The sequence below is a fragment of the Myxococcales bacterium genome (genome assembly GCA_016716835.1).
Taxonomy (GTDB): Bacteria; Myxococcota_A; Polyangia; order Haliangiales; family Haliangiaceae; genus JADJUW01.
The window spans coordinates 1369210-1388468 of the sequence record JADJUW010000001.1 but is presented as its reverse complement, the minus strand read 5'-3'; the positions used below and the strand labels follow the sequence as shown (position 1 = coordinate 1388468).

At 61.2% G+C, this 19259-nt stretch carries 21 protein-coding genes and 1 pseudogene; 9 read left to right on the top strand and 13 right to left on the bottom strand.

The features are described 5' to 3' along the window. Positions 1 to 6: 6 nt before the first annotated feature. Positions 7 to 1050, bottom strand: coding sequence for a hypothetical protein (locus IPL79_06205; GenBank protein ID MBK9070578.1), 1044 nt, complete (start codon positions 1048 to 1050; stop codon positions 7 to 9). Between the two features lie 67 nt (positions 1051 to 1117). On the opposite strand from IPL79_06205, the gene queA reads away from it, so the two are divergent. Continuing rightward, positions 1118 to 2224, top strand: a complete 1107-nt coding sequence (queA, locus tag IPL79_06200; protein ID MBK9070577.1) for a tRNA preQ1(34) S-adenosylmethionine ribosyltransferase-isomerase QueA — start codon at positions 1118 to 1120, stop codon at positions 2222 to 2224. Positions 2225 to 2277: 53 nt separating this feature from the next. Beyond that, positions 2278 to 2979 (top strand): hypothetical protein, encoded by a 702-nt coding sequence (locus IPL79_06195; protein MBK9070576.1) that lies wholly within the window; start codon positions 2278 to 2280, stop codon positions 2977 to 2979. 4 nt (positions 2980 to 2983) lie between these two features. On the opposite strand, the gene IPL79_06190 is transcribed toward IPL79_06195, so the two are convergent. Genes IPL79_06190 through IPL79_06180 form a run of 3 tightly spaced genes read right to left on the bottom strand, consistent with a single transcriptional unit; the run spans position 2984 to position 6010 of the window. Then, positions 2984 to 4582 (bottom strand): methylmalonyl-CoA mutase, encoded by a 1599-nt coding sequence (locus IPL79_06190; protein MBK9070575.1) that lies wholly within the window; start codon positions 4580 to 4582, stop codon positions 2984 to 2986. Beyond that, complete coding sequence (locus IPL79_06185) at positions 4579 to 5259, bottom strand: CoA transferase subunit B (protein MBK9070574.1); 681 nt, start codon at positions 5257 to 5259, stop codon at positions 4579 to 4581. Before IPL79_06185 ends, IPL79_06190 begins: the two co-directional genes overlap by 4 nt. Before the next feature lie 52 nt (positions 5260 to 5311). Beyond that, the gene (locus tag IPL79_06180; GenBank protein ID MBK9070573.1) at positions 5312 to 6010 is read right to left on the bottom strand and encodes a CoA transferase subunit A; all 699 of its coding nucleotides are present in this window, start codon (positions 6008 to 6010) and stop codon (positions 5312 to 5314) included. Between the two features lie 117 nt (positions 6011 to 6127). Between IPL79_06180 and IPL79_06175 the strand changes: the two genes are divergently transcribed. The 3 genes from IPL79_06175 (at position 6128) to IPL79_06165 (ending at position 8182) form a co-directional block, all read left to right on the top strand. Further along, on the top strand, positions 6128 to 6766 hold the full coding sequence (locus tag IPL79_06175) for a TRAM domain-containing protein (protein MBK9070572.1): 639 nt from the start codon (positions 6128 to 6130) through the stop codon (positions 6764 to 6766). Next, a complete protein-coding gene (locus IPL79_06170) occupies positions 6718 to 7362 on the top strand; it encodes a hypothetical protein (GenBank protein ID MBK9070571.1) in 645 nt (214 codons plus the stop codon). Before IPL79_06175 ends, IPL79_06170 begins: the two co-directional genes overlap by 49 nt. Positions 7363 to 7426: 64 nt before the next feature. Further along, positions 7427 to 8182 carry a hypothetical protein gene (locus IPL79_06165; protein ID MBK9070570.1) on the top strand — a complete coding sequence of 252 codons (756 nt, stop codon included), beginning with the start codon at positions 7427 to 7429 and terminating at the stop codon, positions 8180 to 8182. Between the two features lie 216 nt (positions 8183 to 8398). On the opposite strand, the gene IPL79_06160 is transcribed toward IPL79_06165, so the two are convergent. From IPL79_06160 to IPL79_06140, 5 genes are all read right to left on the bottom strand, one after another. Then, entirely contained in the window at positions 8399 to 9349 is a 951-nt protein-coding gene (locus IPL79_06160) for a hypothetical protein (protein MBK9070569.1), read from the bottom strand. A gap of 5 nt (positions 9350 to 9354) precedes the next feature. After that, on the bottom strand, positions 9355 to 10290 hold the full coding sequence (locus tag IPL79_06155; GenBank protein ID MBK9070568.1) for a hypothetical protein: 936 nt from the start codon (positions 10288 to 10290) through the stop codon (positions 9355 to 9357). A gap of 133 nt (positions 10291 to 10423) precedes the next feature. Further along, on the bottom strand, positions 10424 to 10570 hold the full coding sequence (locus IPL79_06150) for a hypothetical protein (protein MBK9070567.1): 147 nt from the start codon (positions 10568 to 10570) through the stop codon (positions 10424 to 10426). 114 nt (positions 10571 to 10684) lie between these two features. Continuing rightward, positions 10685 to 10990, bottom strand: a complete 306-nt coding sequence (locus IPL79_06145; GenBank protein MBK9070566.1) for a hypothetical protein — start codon at positions 10988 to 10990, stop codon at positions 10685 to 10687. A 239-nt stretch (positions 10991 to 11229) separates the two neighbouring features. Beyond that, on the bottom strand, positions 11230 to 11373 hold the full coding sequence (locus IPL79_06140) for a hypothetical protein (protein MBK9070565.1): 144 nt from the start codon (positions 11371 to 11373) through the stop codon (positions 11230 to 11232). A 1065-nt stretch (positions 11374 to 12438) separates the two neighbouring features. Between IPL79_06140 and IPL79_06135 the strand changes: the two genes are divergently transcribed. From IPL79_06135 to IPL79_06125, 3 genes are all read left to right on the top strand, one after another. Continuing rightward, positions 12439 to 12594, top strand: a complete 156-nt coding sequence (locus tag IPL79_06135) for a hypothetical protein (protein ID MBK9070564.1) — start codon at positions 12439 to 12441, stop codon at positions 12592 to 12594. A gap of 244 nt (positions 12595 to 12838) precedes the next feature. Then, complete coding sequence (locus IPL79_06130; GenBank protein ID MBK9070563.1) at positions 12839 to 13294, top strand: hypothetical protein; 456 nt, start codon at positions 12839 to 12841, stop codon at positions 13292 to 13294. A gap of 99 nt (positions 13295 to 13393) precedes the next feature. Continuing rightward, positions 13394 to 15157, top strand: a complete 1764-nt coding sequence (locus tag IPL79_06125) for a hypothetical protein (protein MBK9070562.1) — start codon at positions 13394 to 13396, stop codon at positions 15155 to 15157. 418 nt (positions 15158 to 15575) lie between these two features. On the opposite strand, the pseudogene IPL79_06120 reads toward IPL79_06125, so the two are convergent. Beyond that, positions 15576 to 16372: pseudogene (locus tag IPL79_06120) on the bottom strand (transposase). Between the two features lie 630 nt (positions 16373 to 17002). Here IPL79_06120 and IPL79_06115 point away from each other — a divergent pair. Beyond that, positions 17003 to 18169: a DUF692 family protein gene (locus tag IPL79_06115; GenBank protein ID MBK9070561.1), complete on the top strand. Its 1167-nt coding sequence runs from the start codon at positions 17003 to 17005 to the stop codon at positions 18167 to 18169. A gap of 5 nt (positions 18170 to 18174) precedes the next feature. On the opposite strand, the gene IPL79_06110 is transcribed toward IPL79_06115, so the two are convergent. The 3 genes from IPL79_06110 to IPL79_06100 all read right to left on the bottom strand — a co-directional run bounded on the left by IPL79_06110 (position 18175) and on the right by IPL79_06100 (position 19245). Further along, the gene (locus tag IPL79_06110; GenBank protein MBK9070560.1) at positions 18175 to 18534 is read right to left on the bottom strand and encodes a hypothetical protein; all 360 of its coding nucleotides are present in this window, start codon (positions 18532 to 18534) and stop codon (positions 18175 to 18177) included. A 148-nt stretch (positions 18535 to 18682) separates the two neighbouring features. Next, the gene (locus tag IPL79_06105; protein ID MBK9070559.1) at positions 18683 to 19021 is read right to left on the bottom strand and encodes a DUF5615 family PIN-like protein; all 339 of its coding nucleotides are present in this window, start codon (positions 19019 to 19021) and stop codon (positions 18683 to 18685) included. After that, positions 19018 to 19245, bottom strand: a complete 228-nt coding sequence (locus IPL79_06100; protein MBK9070558.1) for a DUF433 domain-containing protein — start codon at positions 19243 to 19245, stop codon at positions 19018 to 19020. The genes IPL79_06105 and IPL79_06100 overlap by 4 nt, the downstream gene beginning before the upstream one ends. Between the last annotated feature and the right edge of the window lie 14 nt (positions 19246 to 19259).

Below are 19259 nucleotides of genomic sequence, written 5' to 3'. Positions count from 1 at the left end.
GGCTGGCTAGCGCGGCGGAAAACACAGGCGCAGGGCGTGGCTTGCGGGAGTGGCGAGTTCGGCAAACGGTAGCCGCGTTAAGCGGATTAAGGGGACGCGGGCGCCCGCCTGGCACGTAGGCGCACGTTGCGCGACGACGGCAATGGCGGCGCTGACTAGGTCACTCGGCCAGCGTTCGCTGAGGGTCGCAAGGATCATGCGCTCGGTGTCTGGGTGCGGGTCGAGCGCCAAAGCGCGCAAAAGTTCGAGCGCCAGCGCGTGCGCAATGTCGTTGCCCGAGGCTGTGCTTCGCCAGGAGGAGAATTGGCGCAGCAGCAACCGGCGCTCCGCTTCAGTGAGCGGCGTGGGCGTGCGGCTCATTAGGTCGCTGACCCGTGTTATCGCGGCGATGCGCACAGAGGTGGCGACTTTGCGGGTTTGCGCGATCCCGATGAGGGCGGCGAGCGGGCTAGCGCCACCGCGCTGCGCCTCACATTCCACCACGGGGATGGCGGCGGCCTGCACTAGATGGTGGTCATCGCGCGCGAGCCTATCGCGCACGACCGCTTGCCCCGCGCGGTGATCGCAACGACGCGCCAGCACCGCAACCGCGGTGGCGCGGGCACGGCTGGCGCGCAGGCTGGCGGCGTGCTTGGCGAGCTGCGCAAGGTCGAGGTCGCTCCAGGCTTCGTGTTCGTCGACCGTCTCGGCGAGATAGCTCGCGGCCCCCACGCTCGTCGCCAGATCATCGCCTAGCAGCATTTGCACCAACACGGCATGCCCACTCGGATTGGCGCCCGCGCTGCGCGCCGCACGCTGCATTAACGCCGAGCGCTCGGGACGAGACGAGGCGACCAGCGATGGCCACGCCCGCAAGAGTTCGTCGCTCCCCCCGCGGCGAAACAGCGCCCCAATGCCAAGGCTGGCGTCAGGATATGGCGCGGCAAGTGCCGCCGCCAACACCTCTTGGGCCGCGGCGGGCGGAGGATCTGCGCGGGCGACGACGGCGTAAGGCCAGAGCAGTCCCGTTGCCAAAAATGCCGATGCTACGCGCCATGCCGCCGATGCCATGGTGGCATCGTAGCAAACCGGCGAGCCGCCAGCCTTAGCCTCGCCAGGGATTGCATCTGCCCGCCGCATGCGCTACCTCGCCGGCGTGCAGCTGCGCACGGACTACGAATTTGATCTGCCGCCTGGCCAGATTGCGCAGCATCCGCCGCCAGAGCGCGGCAGGTCGCGGCTGCTCGATATGTCGTCGTCGCCGCCGCGCGATCTTATGTTTGACGACGTCGTCGACCTCATCCCCAACGACGCGGTGCTCATCGTCAATGACACCCGCGTGCTCAAGGCGCGCCTGCTAGGCCAGCGGCCAACGGGCGGCGCGCTCGAGCTCTTGTTGCTGCATGCCCTTGAGGTGACCCCCGATGGTGAAATCTGGCGTGCGCTGGCCAAGGCGCGGCGCCCGCTGCGCAAGGGCCAGGTCATGCAGCTCGCCGCGGGCGACCGGGCGGCGACGCTCGAATTTGTCAGCGATCGCCACGACGACGGCACCATCGACGTGCGGCTGCCGTCGCCCGCCTTGCCATTTATCGAGGCGTGGGGCGCCTTGCCACTGCCACCCTATATTGAGCGCGCCGCGGCCGACGACGACGACGCTCGCTATCAAACCGTGTTTGCCAGAGCCCCCGGCGCCGTCGCCGCGCCTACCGCGGGGCTGCATTTTACGCCGGCGCTACTGGCTCGCCTTGAGGCGCGCGGCATTGCGCGGGCGAGCGTCACCTTGCACGTCGGGCTTGGCACCTTTAGCCCGATGCGCGCGCTGGCACTGGCCGATCACGTTATGCACCGCGAGCGCTATGAGGTTCCCGCGGCCACCGCCGAGCTCATCGCCAGCGGTCGTCCAATCGTCGCCGTCGGCACCACCGTCATGCGCACGCTTGAGGCGGCCGCTACCTCGCCCAAGCGCGTTGCCTCCGGGCCCGGCGATACTGATCTGTTTCTATATCCGGGCAAGCCAGGCCTGCGCTTTTGGGCGGTCGATGCGCTGATTACGAATTTTCATCTCGCGCAATCGACGTTGCTGATGCTGGTGTGTGCGTATGCAGGGTATGAGCGCACGCTGGAGGCGTATCGACTGGCGGTTGGGCGTGGCTACCGGTTTTTTAGCTACGGCGACGCGATGTACGTCACGCCCGATGCGGTTTGGCACGCGGGCCTGACCACGCAACGCATGCATATCCGCTAGCCGGCGTGCGGTAAGTCGCTTGCGCTTTGAGGCGGTTATGCGATCATTAGCGGATGGTATCTCTTCGTTGCCTTTTCGCTGTAGCTGCGAGCGCGCTGGTTGGCTGTGGTTCGCTCATTGATCCCAACGTCGCCGCGATTGACCTGACGCTGTCGTCGCAAGAATTCGCGGTCGACATTGATGCGCTCGGCATAGGGGACGTTAGCGCCGTTGCCGCCACACCCTGCTCGGGCCAGCCCGATGCTTGCAGCCAAGCGGCGTCGCTGGCGTGCCCTGACGGCGCGTGCACCGCCACGTGTAACGCGGTCTCTGAGACCTGCGATGTTGCCATCAAGGTCGTGTTGTCGCGGACAATCGACCTGCAGGCGGAGCGCCCGGAGCTGGCCTCGATTGATGCCAACGCCTTTGTCAGCGTGGAAATTGAACGGCTGCAGTATCAGATCGCCGACAATACGCTCACCGTCGCGACGCCCGAGTTTAGCATGTACTCGGCGCCGGTCACGGTGATGGATCCCGATGATCCGGCTGCCGGGTTTGTCGCCTCGATGCCATCGGCGGCGCCGATGGAAGTTGTGCCGATTACCGACATGACGACCGATAGCGCGGGCTTAGCGCATCTTTCAGACGCCATGATCGACTTCAAAACCCCCTTTGCGATCCTCGTCGCCGGTGAGATCCTGGTTAACTCGCAGACGGCCGTGCCCAGCGGCACCGCCTCGGTGCGGGTGCTGATCACGGCGTCGGCGAGTCTCTAGCCACCTACAGCGATCGCTGGGGCTGATATGTGCCAAACACGTCGCGCATGACGTCGGCGATTTCGCCTACCGTTGCCGACGCCTTAACAGACGCGAGCAGCGCCGGCATGACGTTCTGTGAGCCTTGGGCACAGCTGCGCAGGTCGGCCAAGGCGGCGCGGTGGGCGTCGCTATTGCGCCCTGCGCGCAGCGCGGCGAGGCGGGCGACTTGCTGCGTTTCTAGGTCCGGGTCAAGGCTGGCCACCGGCATCTCGGTTTCGTCGTCGATGACAAAGTCATTGACCCCAACGACGATGCGTTCGCGGCTTTCCACGGCGCGTTGGTGCTCGTAGGCGCGGCGCTCTATTTCGCGCGGCTGAAACCCCTGTTCGATCGCCGCGACGGCGCCGCCAAGCTGCGCAATCTTATCGAGATAGGCCTGCGCGCGCGCCTCGATTTCATTGGTCATCGCCTCGACGGCATAAGACCCCGCCAACGGGTCGACGAAATCGGCCACGCCCGATTCATGCGCGATGACCTGTTGCGTGCGCAAGGCGAGGGTGGCTGCCTCAGGCGTTGGCAGGCCGAGCGCCTCGTCATACGAATTGGTGTGAAGTGATTGGGTGCCGCCTAGGACCGCGGCGAGCGCCTGGATCGTAACCCGCGCGACGTTGGTGAGCGGCTGTTGCGCCTGCAGCGTAACGCCCGCAGTTTGGGTGTGAAAGCGCAACATCTGGCTCTTGGCGTTTTTGGCGCCAAAGGTGTCGCGCATGATGCGCGCCCACATGCGGCGGGCGGCACGAAACTTGGAGACCTCCTCGATGAAGTTATTGTGGCCGTTAAAAAAGAACGAAAGGCGCGGCGCGAAGTCGTCGACGGCCAGCCCGCCGCGCACCGCCGCCTCGACATAGGCCATGCCGTTGGCCAGCGTGAAGGCGACTTCTTGCACCGCATCGGCGCCGGCCTCGCGAATGTGATAGCCGCTGATCGAGACCGTGTTCCAATTTGGTACCTCGTGGCTGCAAAATGTGAACACATCGGTGATGAGGCGCATCGAGCCCGACGGCGGATAAATATAGGTGCCGCGCGCGATGTATTCCTTGAGAATATCGTTTTGGATGGTGCCGCGCAGCTCACTACGTGGCACGCCGCGCTCATCGCCGACGGCGACATACAGCGCGAGCAGCGTCGCCGCCGTAGCGTTAATTGTCATTGAGGTCGAGACCTGATCGAGCGGCAGGCCGTCGAGGAGCACCCGCATGTCTTCGAGGGAATCGATCGCCACGCCGACGCGGCCGACCTCGCCGCGTGCCATAGGATGATCCGAGTCGCGGCCCATTTGCGTCGGCAGGTCAAAGGCGACCGAGAGGCCCTTGCCGCCTTGCGCGAGCAAATACTTGTAGCGCTGGTTTGACTCGGCCGCGGTGCCAAAGCCGGCGTATTGCCGCATCGTCCATAGCTGCCCGCGATACATCGAAGGCTGCACGCCGCGGGTAAATGGATACGCGCCAGGCGCTCCAAGCGCCGCCTGCGTGGCGGACGCGTCGCCGAGGTCGCCCGGGCCATACGCCTCTTTGATGGCAATATCCGCGTGGGTGGCGAATGACGCCTTGCGCTGCTTCATGCACGCACCGTCGCGTCGCCGACGTCGATCTCGGGCACGTGACTAGGCACAATCAGCCGGCCTTCCGTGGCAGCGACCAAATCGGTTACGCTGACGCCTGGTGCCCGCTCGCGCAGCATGAGGCCATCTGGCGTGACGTCCATGACCGCAAGATCGGTGCAGATGACGTGGACGCAGCGCACGCCGGTGAGCGGCAGCGTGCACGCCGGCAACACCTTGGACACGCCGTCTTTGGTGGTGTGCTCCATCATGACGATCACGCGCTTGCTGCCGGCCACGAGGTCCATGGCGCCGCCCATGCCCTTGACCATCTTGCCGGGAATCATCCAGTTGGCGAGGTCGCCGTGTTCGGAGACCTCCATCGCGCCGAGCACGCTGACGTCGACGTGGCGGCCGCGAATCATCGCAAACGATTCGGCCGAATCAAAAAACGCCGAGCCAGGGATCGCCGTAATCGTTTGCTTGCCGGCATTGATGAGGTCGGGGTCTTCGTCGCCCTCATAGGGAAACGGCCCGATGCCGAGCATGCCGTTTTCCGACTGCAAGATGACGTCGATGCCGGCGGGGATGTAATTGGCAACCAAGGTCGGCATGCCGATGCCGAGGTTGACGTAGTTGCCATCGCGCAATTCGCGGGCGACGCGCATGGCAATTTGTTCACGGGTTAAGCGGATCATGGGGCCTCGTTGCGTGGGTGCGGGCTTGGAGCGATAACAGAAGACACGGGGGCTACGCGCGTTTGCGCACGGTGCGCTGTTCGATCGGCTTTTCGTAGTGTTTGCCGACAAAGATGCGCTGGACATAAATCGACGGCGTGTGGATTTGGTTGGGGTCAAGCTCACCGACCTCTACCAGCTCTTCCACCTCGGCGATGGTGATCTTGCCGGCGGCGGCGGCGAGCGGGTTGAAGTTGCGCGCGGTGTGGCGATAGATAAGGTTGCCCCAGCGGTCGCCCTTCCACGCCTTGACGATGGCGAAGTCGCCGCGCAGCGCAGTCTCCATGACGCAATGTACGCCGCCGAGATCGCGCGTTTCCTTGCCCTCGGCGACCTTGGTGCCAAAGCCCGTCGGGGTGAAAAACGCCTCAATGCCGGCCCCCCCGGCGCGAATCCGCTCGGCAAGCGTACCCTGTGGGCAGAGCTCAACCTCGAGCTGGCCGGATAAGAACTGCTTCTCAAAGATTTTGTTCTCGCCGACATACGACGCGATCATCTTTTTAACCTGGCCCTGCGCCAGCAGCACGCCGAGGCCCTTGTCGGTGGTGCCGCAGTTGTTGGCGATGATGGTCAGGCCCTTGGTGCCCTTGCGCGCCAGCTCCAAAATGCAGTTTTCGGGGTTGCCCGAGAGGCCAAAACCGCCTGCGATGATGGTCGCATGGTCGTGGACATCGGCGAGGGCGTGGGCGGCGTCGGCGCAGACTTTGTTCATGCCGCGCGACCATAGTGGCGACGCCAGCGGCAGGCAACAAGCGCCGCGGGCAATTGCGTTGGCAAGCGGCCTGTGTAGTATCGCCCAGGCTATTTTGGCGGGTGCGGCAAAGAAGACATGAAGCAGCGGCGAGCGGATATTTTGGTCGAAATCGACCGCTTGGCGTACGGCGGCGATGGCGTGGGGCGAGATGGCAGCGGCCGCGTCGTGTTCGTGCCGCACACTGCGCCCGGCGACGCCGTCCGCGTCATCGTGCATCAAGAAAGCGCCCGCTTTGCCAAGGCCAAGCTCACCAGCATCGTCACACCCGGCACGGCGCGAGTGAAGCCGCCATGCCCCTATGTGAACACGTGCGGCGGTTGCACCTGGCAGCACGTCAGTTATGAAGCGCAGGCCGAGGCCAAGCTCTCCGCCGCGTCGTTTGCGCTGCGCCGCTTTGTCGCCGCGGGCACGGCCATTGAGTGGGTTGGCATGAAGCAAGTGACCGCGTGGCGGCGGCGCGCGCGGTTTCACTTTCGGCGCACCGAGGAAACGTTTTATTTTGGCTTCTTCGCGCCTCAAACCCATCGCGTGGTCGATATTTCGGCCTGCCTGCAGCTCACGCCGGCGCTGTCGCAGCTCATGGGGGGCCTTCGCGAGCGACTCGTGGGGGGCCGCCCGGCAGCGGCGATGTCGCGGTGCTTGAAGGCAGCGCAGGGCAGCTGCACGTGGCAATTTCCGGCGTGCCCGACCGCGAGGTGTTGGCTTCGATCTTAGCGCTGCCCGGCGTGGTCGGCGTCACGGGCTATGGCGCAGGCGGCGACGTCGTGCTTGGCCAAGCTCAGGTCGAACTCGATCCCGGTGTGTTTAGCAGCGCGCGCGATTTTGCCCAGGCCGGCCGCGAGGCCAATGAGGCGATGCGCGCCGCGGTGCTGCGTGCCGCGGGCCCAGGGGAGGGCCGTCCCTTATTAGAATTGTACGCCGGGGCAGGCAATTTCAGCTTGCCCCTGACAAACGCCGGATGGCGCGTCGTGGCCAACGATCTAGTGCGCCCCGGGGCGGCACTGAAAGGCGTCGACTTTGTCGCGCAGGATGCGGTTGAATGCGTCGAGGCCCTGGTAGCGCAGGGCCGAACCTTTGGCACCGTCGTGCTCGATCCGCCCCGTGCCGGCGCACTTGCCGTGGTCGAGCAGTTGCACGCGCTTGGCGCCGCCAAGGTGATCTACGTCTCCTGCGACGTGATGACGCTGGCACGCGATGCCGCGGTGTTGCTCGGAAGCGGCTTCACCCTGCCGCAGGTGGTCGCCATCGACGCCATGCCGCAGACCTCACATTTTGAGGTGGTCGCGACCTTTGCGCGCAGCGAAGGTTAGTTGTCGTTTGGCGGCGCCTGCAACTCCGTGTTGCGGTTGCGGCGCTTCGTGGCATGATGGCGCCATGAAACGGCTCGTCGGTACGGTTCTGGCCTTTGCGATTACTGCGAGCGCGGCGTGCGCCGGCGGTCCGGACGAGTTGGTGCCACCGCCACCCCCGCCGGATGCACCGGTTGACGCGCCGATCGATAGCCCCATAGATGCCCCGTCAGATGCGCCCGACGGCGCCACGGTGATTGCCCCCTATGACCCAGATGGGCTCCCAGATATCGTGCTTGCCGAAGCGCGCATGCGCGACTCGTGGTTTGTCAGCTCCGAGTTCTTTACCGACGAGGCGTGCGAGCTCGTCGAGGAGTGCATCGGCGGCACGGGGCTGCGGCGGCTGCTCCGCTTTGACACCGCTACCGGCAATGCAGGCGCGCGCGATATCACCTTGGGGCCGGTGCCACCCGACGGCGTCTCGGAGGGCATCTATGCATGGTCGGCCTGTCATGGCCACCACCACATGACGGGTTACGCCGACTACAAGGTGGTCGGGGGCGGCGGCATCGTCGCCAACGGCCACAAGCAGGCGTTTTGCCTGATGGACATCAAGCATATCGACGGCTCGTCGATACCTGGCTTTGGCTATCACTGCGGCAACCAAGGCATTTCACGCGGCTGGGAAGACGTCTACGGCGCCGGCCTGCCTTGCCAATGGGTCGACATCACCGACGTGACACCGGGCACCTACACGCTGCAAATTTCGATCAACGACGAAAAGCAAATCGAAGAGATGAACTACGAAAACAATTCGGTGACCTTCGAAGTCACGTTTTAGTCTAAGCGTGGTTCTTTAGGCACCGGGCGCGGTTGCAAAGGGCCAGCGCCCCGGCGCTCCTTCTTCTACCCACGCCGTTCTTGGGGGATAGGAAATTTAAGGCGAAAATTGCGATGGGTGGTACGAGCCGGGCAAGGGCTTGCCTGGAAGTCTAACCGAACACCGCGGATAGGTCGAGGGGACGCACGGGCGCGACCCACGCACCCTTAACGTGACTTATGCGTCGTTGCAATAGGCATACGTCAACGTCTCACACGAGCATCCCGACGCGTCACACGTGCAGTCGGTGCCGGCATAAATCGGTTGGCATGACGAGGCGCTCTCGCACGCTGCTTGGCCAAGCGATCCACACGCCGGCGATTCGCACGCGGCTAGCGGGATACAGTAACCGGTCCAGCAGTCATTGGCGATGCCAGGTAACGTGCCTGATGGACATGCGGGCTGCACCATTTCGCACAACACCGTGCCATAGCAATTGCCCGGCAGCGGTGGTGGCTCTGTGGGAACGCAGCGGCCATAGCAAACCTCCGGGCACCCCTGCTCCCCGCCGCACCCCGGAGGCGACAAACATTCGGTATCTGCGGTGCAGTCAAAGCCTTCGCCGCAGTCCTGGTCGCCGTAGCAACCTTGCTCGGCTTGCTCAGCGCGGCACGCCGCAAACTGGTGCAGCGGCGGTGGAACCGGCTCGTTCTCCGTTTTCTGCGCGAAATCGCTATAGATCGGACTGCAGTCGTCGCGCATCGTGCAAGGCTCGGCGACCAACGACTCACAAGGCTGCATGGACGATAAATAGTTTTCGGCTGTTGCCCAGCAACCCCAAAATGTCGGATCAACGAGGACATCTTCGGGGCCCATATACTGTTCGTAAGCCGCCTGGCATCCGCTGGTCGCGGCGCATGTAAGTTCATCGAGGGCTTCGCATTGCGAATAGCAAGCCGCCCATGGGAATTGCGAATAGGGGGCCGGCTCCTCAGCTCCAACCAGCGTGTCACCATCACAAGACGTTGGCCCATAGCCGCCGTGCTGGTCACACTCGCCCGTATACGGGTTGCGCGTTGGCGCCGCCAAATCAACGATCGCCTCACATTTGTTGCCCTCAAAGATGCAGCCGCTCAATGACGAAATAGCCGCCAGCGATAGCACGAAATTTTTCACATTGGTTCTCACGATGATCATCCTTCCAAATCGCTGGTGCAACCCCAGTATTTGTACATGCAATCTTCCGTAGGGAGACATTGCTGATAGAGCGGCGCGCAGTCGGGTCTCGCAATACAGGAGGCTTCCCCTGAGACGGCCTCACACATTGGCGCTGGTTCACACGCTGACACAGGGATGCAGTAACCGGACCAGCAACCAAAGGCTATGCCTGGCAGCGTTTCGCCAGGACATGCTGGCGGCGCAGCATTGCAAACTACATCGCCATAGCATGTGCCTGGCTCATCGCCATTGGCAATACACGCTGGCTGGCAGTCCGGCGGCGTCGCCTCGTCTTCAAAACACACCTCGCCATTAGGATCGATCAATTCGCAATGCGTGCCGACGTTGCATAAAACGTTGGCGCACGAAAGCGGCGGCACGTAGGTATCCGCGCTGCAGCTATCAAATGCGGTGGCAAGATCCCAGTTGCCTTGTTCATCTGGGAAGACTTCTAGAGTGACGTAGTTGGGATTGCATTCCGAGCTCCCGGAACACATGGATGCATCGAGTTGGTCACATGACACCAATCCCTCCCAGGCCAGCGAATAGTTGATCTCCCAACATCCCCAGAATGAACCATCTATATAAGCTGTCTGACAGCTGCCGTTCGCGTCGCAGTCGGCTTCACCTAGTTGTTCACACACCGTGCCACATGCCGCCCAAGCTTGCATTGGCGCCGTTGGCGGCATAGGCCCACCAGGCCCACCGGTTTGCGGTCCCATGTTGCAATCCCATTCATTTCTGTTTTCGCAGCTACCCGTTTCCGGATTGCGTTCGGGCGCATAAGCGATATCCGGACATGGCGGAGGGGCCGTAACGTCCTCCGTTGGCACAAGACAGGCCCCAAGCGCCACCACCACGAGACCCAACACGAACCGCATGTAGACGCGACTAGCTAGCGATTTACTCATTTGGCCCAACCATGCAACGGCGAGGCCACCGCTGCCAACCGTCTTTCTCATTAGTTACGTGCGATACGTCTCAGAAATCTGAGAGTGCGATACGTAAAACTGAGCGATAATCAGCACTAAGGTGGATGCTCGCTTACTTAGCCGCTGGCGTGCCGCCCGCCAACAACACATCTCGCATCTGCAAAGCGCGCTCAACCGCGGCAAGCATGGCGACGGTAATGGTCTCGCGCCACACCCGCGTCACCACATCTAAAATGACTTCGCGCTCACCAACCGCCAAGCGCGAGCTGCGTCGCGATCACATCAAACATGTCGGCGCGAAAATCGTTGCACTCGCCCTCCGACAAGGCCAAGCGCTCGTCGCGCAAGCGCAGCCACCGCGTGCTTAGCTCCGTCACGAGGCCTTGCCCTCATCTGCGCTAAACGCAAACATCGTTAGCGTCGGCCGCTTGGTTTGCGAGCGCGCCTGCGCCTCGATCACCGCGTACTCATCGCGCACCAGGGCAATGGTCTCGAGCGCGCTGGTCGCTAATTCGCGCATGAGGCGAAACGAGGCCGCGGTCAACGCCATGGGCAGCTCATTATCTGAGACATGCAGCGGCAGGTTCTGGCGCATGCGGAGGCCATGCATCATCACGCTTAAGTGCTCGACAGCCTGGGTCGTGCGATGCCACAGCTCGGCCATAATCGCGCGCTCCATCGGGCGCTCGCTAAAATCTTCACCGCAACGATCGAGGGATCGACGCCGGTCGCAATCTCGCACTTGCTCTGGGCATACGCGCGAACGTCGCGTGGCGTCGCCACAAGCTTGCTCTGCAGCGTGCTAACGATGGGCTGCGCGTCTGCTGACAACGGCGGCTCGGGCTTGGGGACCACGGTGCGCCACACCTGGGTTTGCACGTCAGAAAACGTGTGCGAGGCCGACCGCTCGCGCCGCCGCTAACGCTGTGCCGCCACTTGATCCTGCAGCTCGCGCAACTCATACGCCAGCATCGTCGCGATCTGGCCATTCGCCGCGACGAAGCACCGCAAGACCACGTCGAGCACCATGGTCTTGCCTATGGTGTCCGAGGTGCCAGCCATGATTGCCGCCTCGGCCGTCGCCGCGGCTTCTGCGAGGAATCCGACTAAGTCTTCGATGGGGGATAGGAAATTTTAGGCGGAAATCGGGGAGGGTGGCAGGCGCCGGGCCGGGGCTGGCGGGGTTCAAAATGCCGACTCCGGGGGGATTTGAAGCCCTCAGATAGCTGAGATTGGAGCGCTTGCGAAATTACCGGCGAGCCATGGGGCAATCCGGCGCGCCCTTTGAGCCGCACGAGCTGTTTCTAAAAGAGATGCCGCTTTACTAGCGGCTTGTGTACCGTGTTGTCAGAAGTCGCCCCATGAAGGGACGCCCTGGTCGTAAACTCGACTCAAGGCAAGAAATCCGGGTGTGTTTCCGGTGCACCTATTCACCGCACTGGCAGGCGGTGATGCGAGCGAATTCTGCCGTTTCGGCTGATGTTGTGAGTGTCTATCTGAGTTATGGATGGGCCAATTATTCGGAATGAGTTTTTTTACATTGAAACATAGTAGAGATCGCCATACGTAAATACTTGAAAAAATTAGTATAAAATATAGTGATTCTGAAAATTTCCAATCAGCGGCAGTTTTCAACCTCCGGTGAAATATATTCATTGATTGGTCCAATCAATTCTTGTTGACGAGACATGACTGTAAATCGTACAAGCAGCGTTAGTTATGAAAAACCAAACGCGTAAAAAATTGTCCCTCACTCGTCTAAAGATTCAGGACCTCTCTATTGCTGTTGGCGCCGGCGAACCTGCTGGTGAACAAATTTTTTGCAATAGTTGCCGGTCAGCGGTGTGCACCTTTCCTACCTACAACTGTGAAGACTCAAATACTCCATGGTGAACGTATCGTTGAGGGAGTGACGACTGCCCTTGGGGGATACGAAATAGCCACGTTCCGCCATTTGAGGCTTCATGTTGGCTTTCGCAACCGTGTAATGCATGGTTGCAATTGGGCCAAATTTGCTGGCGACATACCTTAAGCCGCACACGCCTCGATCGTGAATTCCAGGGCTTACGGTTGGCGGGCAACGCATGATGTCTTGGCTATTTTGCCAATAAACTATAATGTCGCGGCATGACCTCGCCCGCGTTTCCAAGCGCCGAGGCCAACACGGCTCATCTTCAGACCACGTCGAATGATCAGATCGACGCCATTCTGACGCGGCTGCAGGGGCGCAAAGACGCGTGGGTGGCAACGCCCATTGGCGAGCGGATTTCCCTTCGGGGATAGGAAATTTTAGGCGGAAATCGGGGAGGGAGGCAGGCGCCGAGCAGGGCTGGCGGGGTTCAAAATGCCGACTCCGGGGGGATTTGAAGCCCTCAGATAGCTGAGATTGATGTGGGGCGATTTTGCCTGAGGCTGACAAAGCCAGCGAGGTGCCTGAGGGGCTGCCGCTAGTGGTGGTGAAGACGACCACCGACGAAAAAAATTGCCACTCCTCGCCGGCCCGACTCGCATAGCGATCGATCGCGGCGTGTCGTGGGTGCGCGTGCTGCCGTTTTTGCAGCGGCTCAAGGCGACAGGCGTAAAGCCCGTGTTTCTCACAGGCTACCGCGATGAGGCGCGCGCGTTCTTGCCGACCGACGTCATTTCCGACAAGCCGCCGATTACCATCGACGTAAATCGAGGTGGCGATTTTTGCGTTAGCCCGTCCAATGGTTTTTATGACATCCCTGTTTCGATCGGCGCGCCGTCAAAAGGTGAAAATATTGAAAGCGTGTGCATCCAAACCGACATGGTTTCGATTAGCCGCGCCAACGTGCGCGAATCGATGCGCGAGGCGATCAAGCAATATGGCGTCTACGAAGTGATGATTCGCATGGACGAGCAGGCGGCCTGGCTCGACATGGTCAAGGCGGTCGACGGCGTGCGCACCCGCTGCGGTAAGACGGCGATGAAGGCCGCGGTCGCCGGCGTTTTAGCGAGATGAGACGCGTTAACGGATTGTAATATATAGCGAATTAAGCCAGAATATATTGGTCGGACGAATTTGTTTGACTGGCCGGACCTCATGCGTTAGGCAAATGCCATGAGTAACCGCCTCCTTGTTGCCTGTGCGTTATCGCTGCTCGCTGCGTGTGGTCCGGATCCTTTGGATGGCCCAACGCCAATTTCCTATGATGGCCCCGACAGCGACGGCGACACGCTGACCGATGCCGAAGAAGGCACCGGCGATTTTGATGGCGACGGCACGCCCAACGCACAAGATCTTGACAGCGATAACGATGGCTACTCTGATGCGGAGGAAGCAGGCGATGCGAATCCGAGCACGCCTTCGGTCGACACCGATGGCGATGGATCAAGTGACCCGTTCGATCTCGACAGCGATGCCGATGGGCTCTCCGACGCACGCGAGTTTGAGCTCGGCACAGGGCGCACAACGCAGGACACCGATGGCGACGGCTACTCGGATCTCGTCGAAGTCACCTTGCACGAACAGTGCGTCATCGCACCCAGCGATTGCAACGGTGATCCGGACCCGCTGGACGCCAGCGTCGGCGTATCCGACGAGGATTTCGTGTTCATCTTGCCCTACGAGGTCGCGCCACAAACTAAGTCACTGACGTTTGCCACCAACGTGTCGCGTGCCGACGTTCAATTTAGCATGGACACCACCGCATCGATGGAAGATGAAATCAGCGCGCTCAAGAGCGGTCTGCAATCCATCATTACCCAAATTTCCGCACCGGATATTGGCATACCGGATGTCGCATTTGGCGTGTCGGGCTTTGAAGACATGCCAATGAGTCCATACGGCGGCTTGGTAGATCTACCCTTTCGCCTTCACCAGCGCATCACCACCAGCGCGAGCGAGGCGCAGGCCGGCGTGGGGGCGCTCAACTTGGGTCAAGGAGCTGACTACCCAGAATCGGGATGGGAGGCCTTGTATCAAATTGCGACCGGCGCCGGCTTAGGTAGCTGGGTGACCGTGTTTGAGCCGCTTTCCGGCTACGTGCCGGCCAAGCATGGCCTGCTCGGTGGCGTCGGGTTTCGCGAAGCGGCGTTGCCAATCGTGGTTCAAATCGGCGACGCGGCGTGGCATCACTCGGGTAGCTCTACGGTGCAATGCGACGACGTATCGTTGTCGTATGTAGGAATTGCCGGCGCAGCGAGTCGTGTCGCCACCAAGGCGGCGCTGACCGCCAAGGGGATTCGCGTCGTAGGCATTGACTCCAATCGATTCTCAAGTGGCGCTCCGTGCGGACCTCACACTGACATGCGCGACGTCGCCAGCGCAACAGGCGCCATCGCGCAACCTAACGCGTGGAACGACCCATACTTTGGCGGCCGGCCTGCCGGTTGCAGTAACGCACAGTGCTGCACTGGGCTAAACGGCGTCGGCCAGGCGCCTACGTCGCTCGGCTGCCCGTTGGTGTTCGAAGTGTCCCCCAGCGGCGGTGGCGATTTTGTCCGCCAAATTGTGCAGGCCGTGCGCGTGCTCGTCAACTATGCGGTCCTCGACCTGTCGTCGCAGCCGCGTAGTACGCCACAGCCCACATTGGAGGGCAATCTGATCGATCCGTCGGATTTTATTTCGTCGATTACCCCGCTCGCGATTTCGCCCGCACCGCCAGGCGGTATGCAGGTCGATTCCAGCGGCCAAATTATGTTGCAGGTGCAGCCCGGCGTAGAGGCGACATTTGAAGTGGTCGCGCAAAATACCATTGTGCCCGGCGCAGCCGAGGCCCAAGTATTTGTGCTCCAGCTTGTCGTGCTAAGTGATGCGGTCGCGGTGCTCGATACGCGCCAGGTTGTCATCATTGTGCCGCCCAATGGCACGCTGATTTTTTAGGAAGGCGACTAAGTTATCTCGGCAAATGTGCCGTTGGTGACAGCGCGGGGCGCAAAGCCTCGCTAGTATCGCGCCATGAAAATCTCCCCTCGGACGCGGCGGACACGTGTCCCGGTCGCGCGCGTGTTAATTCCTATCGCCGTTGCCGCTGCCTTGAGCGTGGGCGCCGGCACGACGCTGTGTTGCCACGATGAAACGCGCACCGTCGCCATGATGGACTTTGACGGGGATAGGAAATTTTAGGCGGAAATCGGGGAGGGAAGCAGGCGCCGAGCAGGGCTGGCGGGGTTCAAAATGCCGACTCCGGGGGGATTTGAAGCCCTCAGATAGCTGAGATTGGAGCGCTTGCGAAATTGCCGGCGAGCCATGGGGCAATCCGGCGCGCCTGACCTGCCTGGCTTTTTGATGCCAATCGTTTCTAGAAATTTGCCGCCAATGCCATTGGTTGTTGTTCGATCGTTTTGTGCTTGAACGCATGAGGCGTCAAGTAGCCCAGACTCGAATGTGGTCGAACGGTGTTGTAGTGGATGCGCCAGGCCTCGATGAGCACGCGCGCTTCGACCCGATTGCGAAACCATTCGAGATTGAGGCACTCGTCGCGAAAGCGACCATTGAAGCCTTCATCGGCCCCATGTTGCCATGGCTTTCCGGGGTCGACAAAAGGCCAGGTCAATCTGCTCGCTGTCTGTCCACTCGGCGGTGCCGTGCGCGATGAATTCCGGGCCATTGTCGCAGCGGATGTGGCGCGGGGCGCCGTGAAGGCTCACGAGCCTGTTCGTGGGTAGGTCGCTGATAATTCGCGCAGCTTGGCGATCGCCGGCGCGTCCAGCACCGCACGCTGCGCTTGGTACGCAAATACCGCTCGCGTCATGCCAAGCAGCGCGCACGCGCGACGCTGCGACAATCCGCGTGCCTGGGCGGCCGCGACCTGGCAGCGGCGCGCGGGTGCGCCTGCCACTTTTTTTGGTTGAACTCCTTTAGGATGTCAATCTCGAGCAGTCGATCGGCCAGCAACTTCTTGAGCTTTGCATTCTCCGTTTCGAGCTGCCGCGGGCGTTTGACATCGTCGGCGGCCGCGCCGCCAAAGCGCTGTCGCCACGCGTAAATCGTCGCCTCGCTCACCCCGTGGCGTTTAGCCACCGTGGCAATTGGGTGCTGGTCGGCCTCCCGCGGAATCGTTACCATCTTCTCTTCGCTAAATTTGTTCTTCCTCATCCCGGCTCTCCTGGCTGGGCATCAGTGTCAACTTTCTAGGAATTTATGGCCTCTTTTCTGCCAGGCAGGTCAGGCGCGGCGTTGCTCGATTTTCTAGCGCGCGCGTGAATGCCGTACATCTCGAAAATCTGAGGCCTGGCTCCGAAATTCTGTGGCCTCGCGTCAGAACCTAACGGTTAACTGGCAGATATCATGTAATTTATCGGTGCACCCACATGGCAACCGATGTGGCACATAACTTGCTCTAGCTACCCGCATGCTGAAAAACAAGAACCTTAGATATAATTTTGCAATTGCCGCTATCTTGTCTCTCGGTGCCGCGTGCGCCTCTGAGTCAAACGAATCAAACCAGCAAAATCTGGAAAACTCGGGGGAGGGCGAATGCCTAACCGACGCCGACTGTGGCGAGGGCCAGCAATGTATAGAATCGGCGATACCATGCGAACTTGATGCCGAGGTTTGCATCCAGATCGTTACTACCGAGTGCGTAGACATTGCGGACCCGGCGCCAACCGACCCAAGCGAACCAACAGATCCAACGGAACCGCCCGAGCCAACGGACCCGACCGATCCAACGGACCCGCCCGAGCCAACCCCAGATAACTGCCCAGGCTGCGGCTTAGGCTGAACATGATTGACGCCGCGGCGGCAAGGCCGAACTCGCGGCAGATTAAGGTTGGGCTGACGCTCATGCCTAGCAAGGATTGGCTGGTCGCCGCCAAACCCTTGCTCATTGGAAATTACGTCGAGGCGCTGGAATGGAGTTGGGATGTCGAAACAACTCAGCCCCCGTGGGCGCTCGGCCTGATCGAATATTTTGCGGGCCAAGGCGCTCTCTATGGCCACGGCGTGATGTATTCGGCATTTTCGGCCGAATTTGAGCCACGGCAACAAGCCGCGCTCGAGAAGACCGCGACGCTGCGCCAACTCGCCTCCGCGGTGCACATTACCGAGCACGTCGGGTTTTCCACTATCAAGGGCATGCTGCGTGGTGCACCGCTGCCGTCGCCGCCCTGCCGCGCTTCGGTGCAAACGGCGCGCGATCAGCTCGGCCGCATCGCCGATGCCGTTGGACGTCCGGTCGGCGTGGAAAATCTAGCCCTCGCGATTTCCATGGATGATGTCGCGTTGCAAGGCGACATGATCGAGGAAATACTAGTCGCAAGCGACGCGCCATTTGTTTTGGATTTGCACAATCTCTACTGCCAAGCGATTAATTTTTCGATCCCGGCCGAACAACTGCTGCGCGCCTTGCCACTGCACCGGGTGCGCGAAATTCACGTCTCGGGCGGTCGCATGCACGCGGTCGCCGGTGGCGCCACTAAGCGGCGCGACACCCACGACCAGCTGGTGCCAGAGGACGTGTGGACCATGCTTCGGCAATGTCTGCCGCAATGCCCGCGCGTTGAGGTGGTATTTTTAGAACGACTCGCTGGCACCTTGCAAGGCCAGGCGGACGAGCTGTTTCTCGATTTTCAGCGCATGAAGCGCGAAGTCGATACGTTTCTCACCGCTTCAAGTGATCTCCATGCTGGGCGCGAATTCGGCGACGAGGCTCGCGTGACCCGGCAACCCTTGCCCCACCCCAGTGAGGCGCACGAGCTAGCCGCTTACCAACAGGCGTTTGTAGGGCTGCTGCGCAAGCTCCCTTCCGTTGTCACGGCGCACCATGCGTCCGAGCTGCGAACGGCACTTGCCGCCGCGACGCCATCGTTTGCTGGCTACGCTATTTCCATCAACGACGACATGCTAATCATTGCCCACGCGGCGTTTTCGCGCTGGCACAAGGTATTTTAGCTGCGCTAAGATGGTTTATGAGCATGCTGCAAGCATGGCAATTGCGCGCGCACTTGCGCTTGCGCCGCCGCCGAAAGCGTAGCGGTGAGGAGCCCATCGCCCGCGGCTTTCTCACCAAGCACCTCGCCCCAAGGCGTCACAATCATCGAATGGCCGTAGGTGACGCGCTTTGAATTGTGCTGGCCCCATTGCGCCGCGGCCACGACGTAGCATTGGTGAGGATAGGAAATTCGGGGCCTAAAATGGCGGAGGGTGAAAGGCGCAGGGCCGGGGCTGGCGGGGTTCAGAATGCCGACTCCGGGGGGATTTGAAGCCCTCAGATAGCTGAGATTGATCAAGGGACGTTCATAAACGCCGACAAGCAGCGCCCAATGTCGATGAACATCCCCCGTGGAGGGTGTGGTCGATCTAGGAGCGGGTTCCCGTCCCTATCTAATTAGGCGTGCAAGACCACCTGCGTGGTGGTGTTTTTCACGTTGCCGAATCGTGTTGGGATGCGAATGTTTCGCCAATTCAGCGCGGTCGCAGCACCAACATGCTCGCTTCTGCGTCGTCGTGGAAGGCTTGGAGCTGCGCGAGATTATCGATTAGGAGGGTAGCAATAGCGCGTGTCGCAGCGTTGCCGACGGCCAGCCAGATGACCTTAGGTGGATGGCCGAACAGCGAACTCAGTTGTCGAAAGTCACTATCTTTCGAGGCAATCACATATCCATGGTGCTTGGCGTAGTCCCAAATTTCCACGTCAGCGGCACCGCGCAAGCGTAGCGTTTCAACGTGGTCAGCCTGTAAGGATTGTGAGCCCAACAAGGGCACAAGCGACGGACTTATATTTTCATCAAGCAAAAGTTTCACGCCGCCTCGGGGTTGGCGAGGCGACGTTCTCGCGCCGCCGCAAACGCCAACGCCGCGCGGATGTCGTCGCGTATGAGTGATGGGAAATCTGCAAGGATCTGATCTTCGCTCATCCCCCCCGCGAGGTACTCGAGAATATCGAAGACCGCGATGCGGGTTCCCTTAATGCACGGCTTGCCGCTTCGAACTGAAGGAACAATCGAAATCCGGTCTTCCCAGCGCATGCCTCATCGTAGCA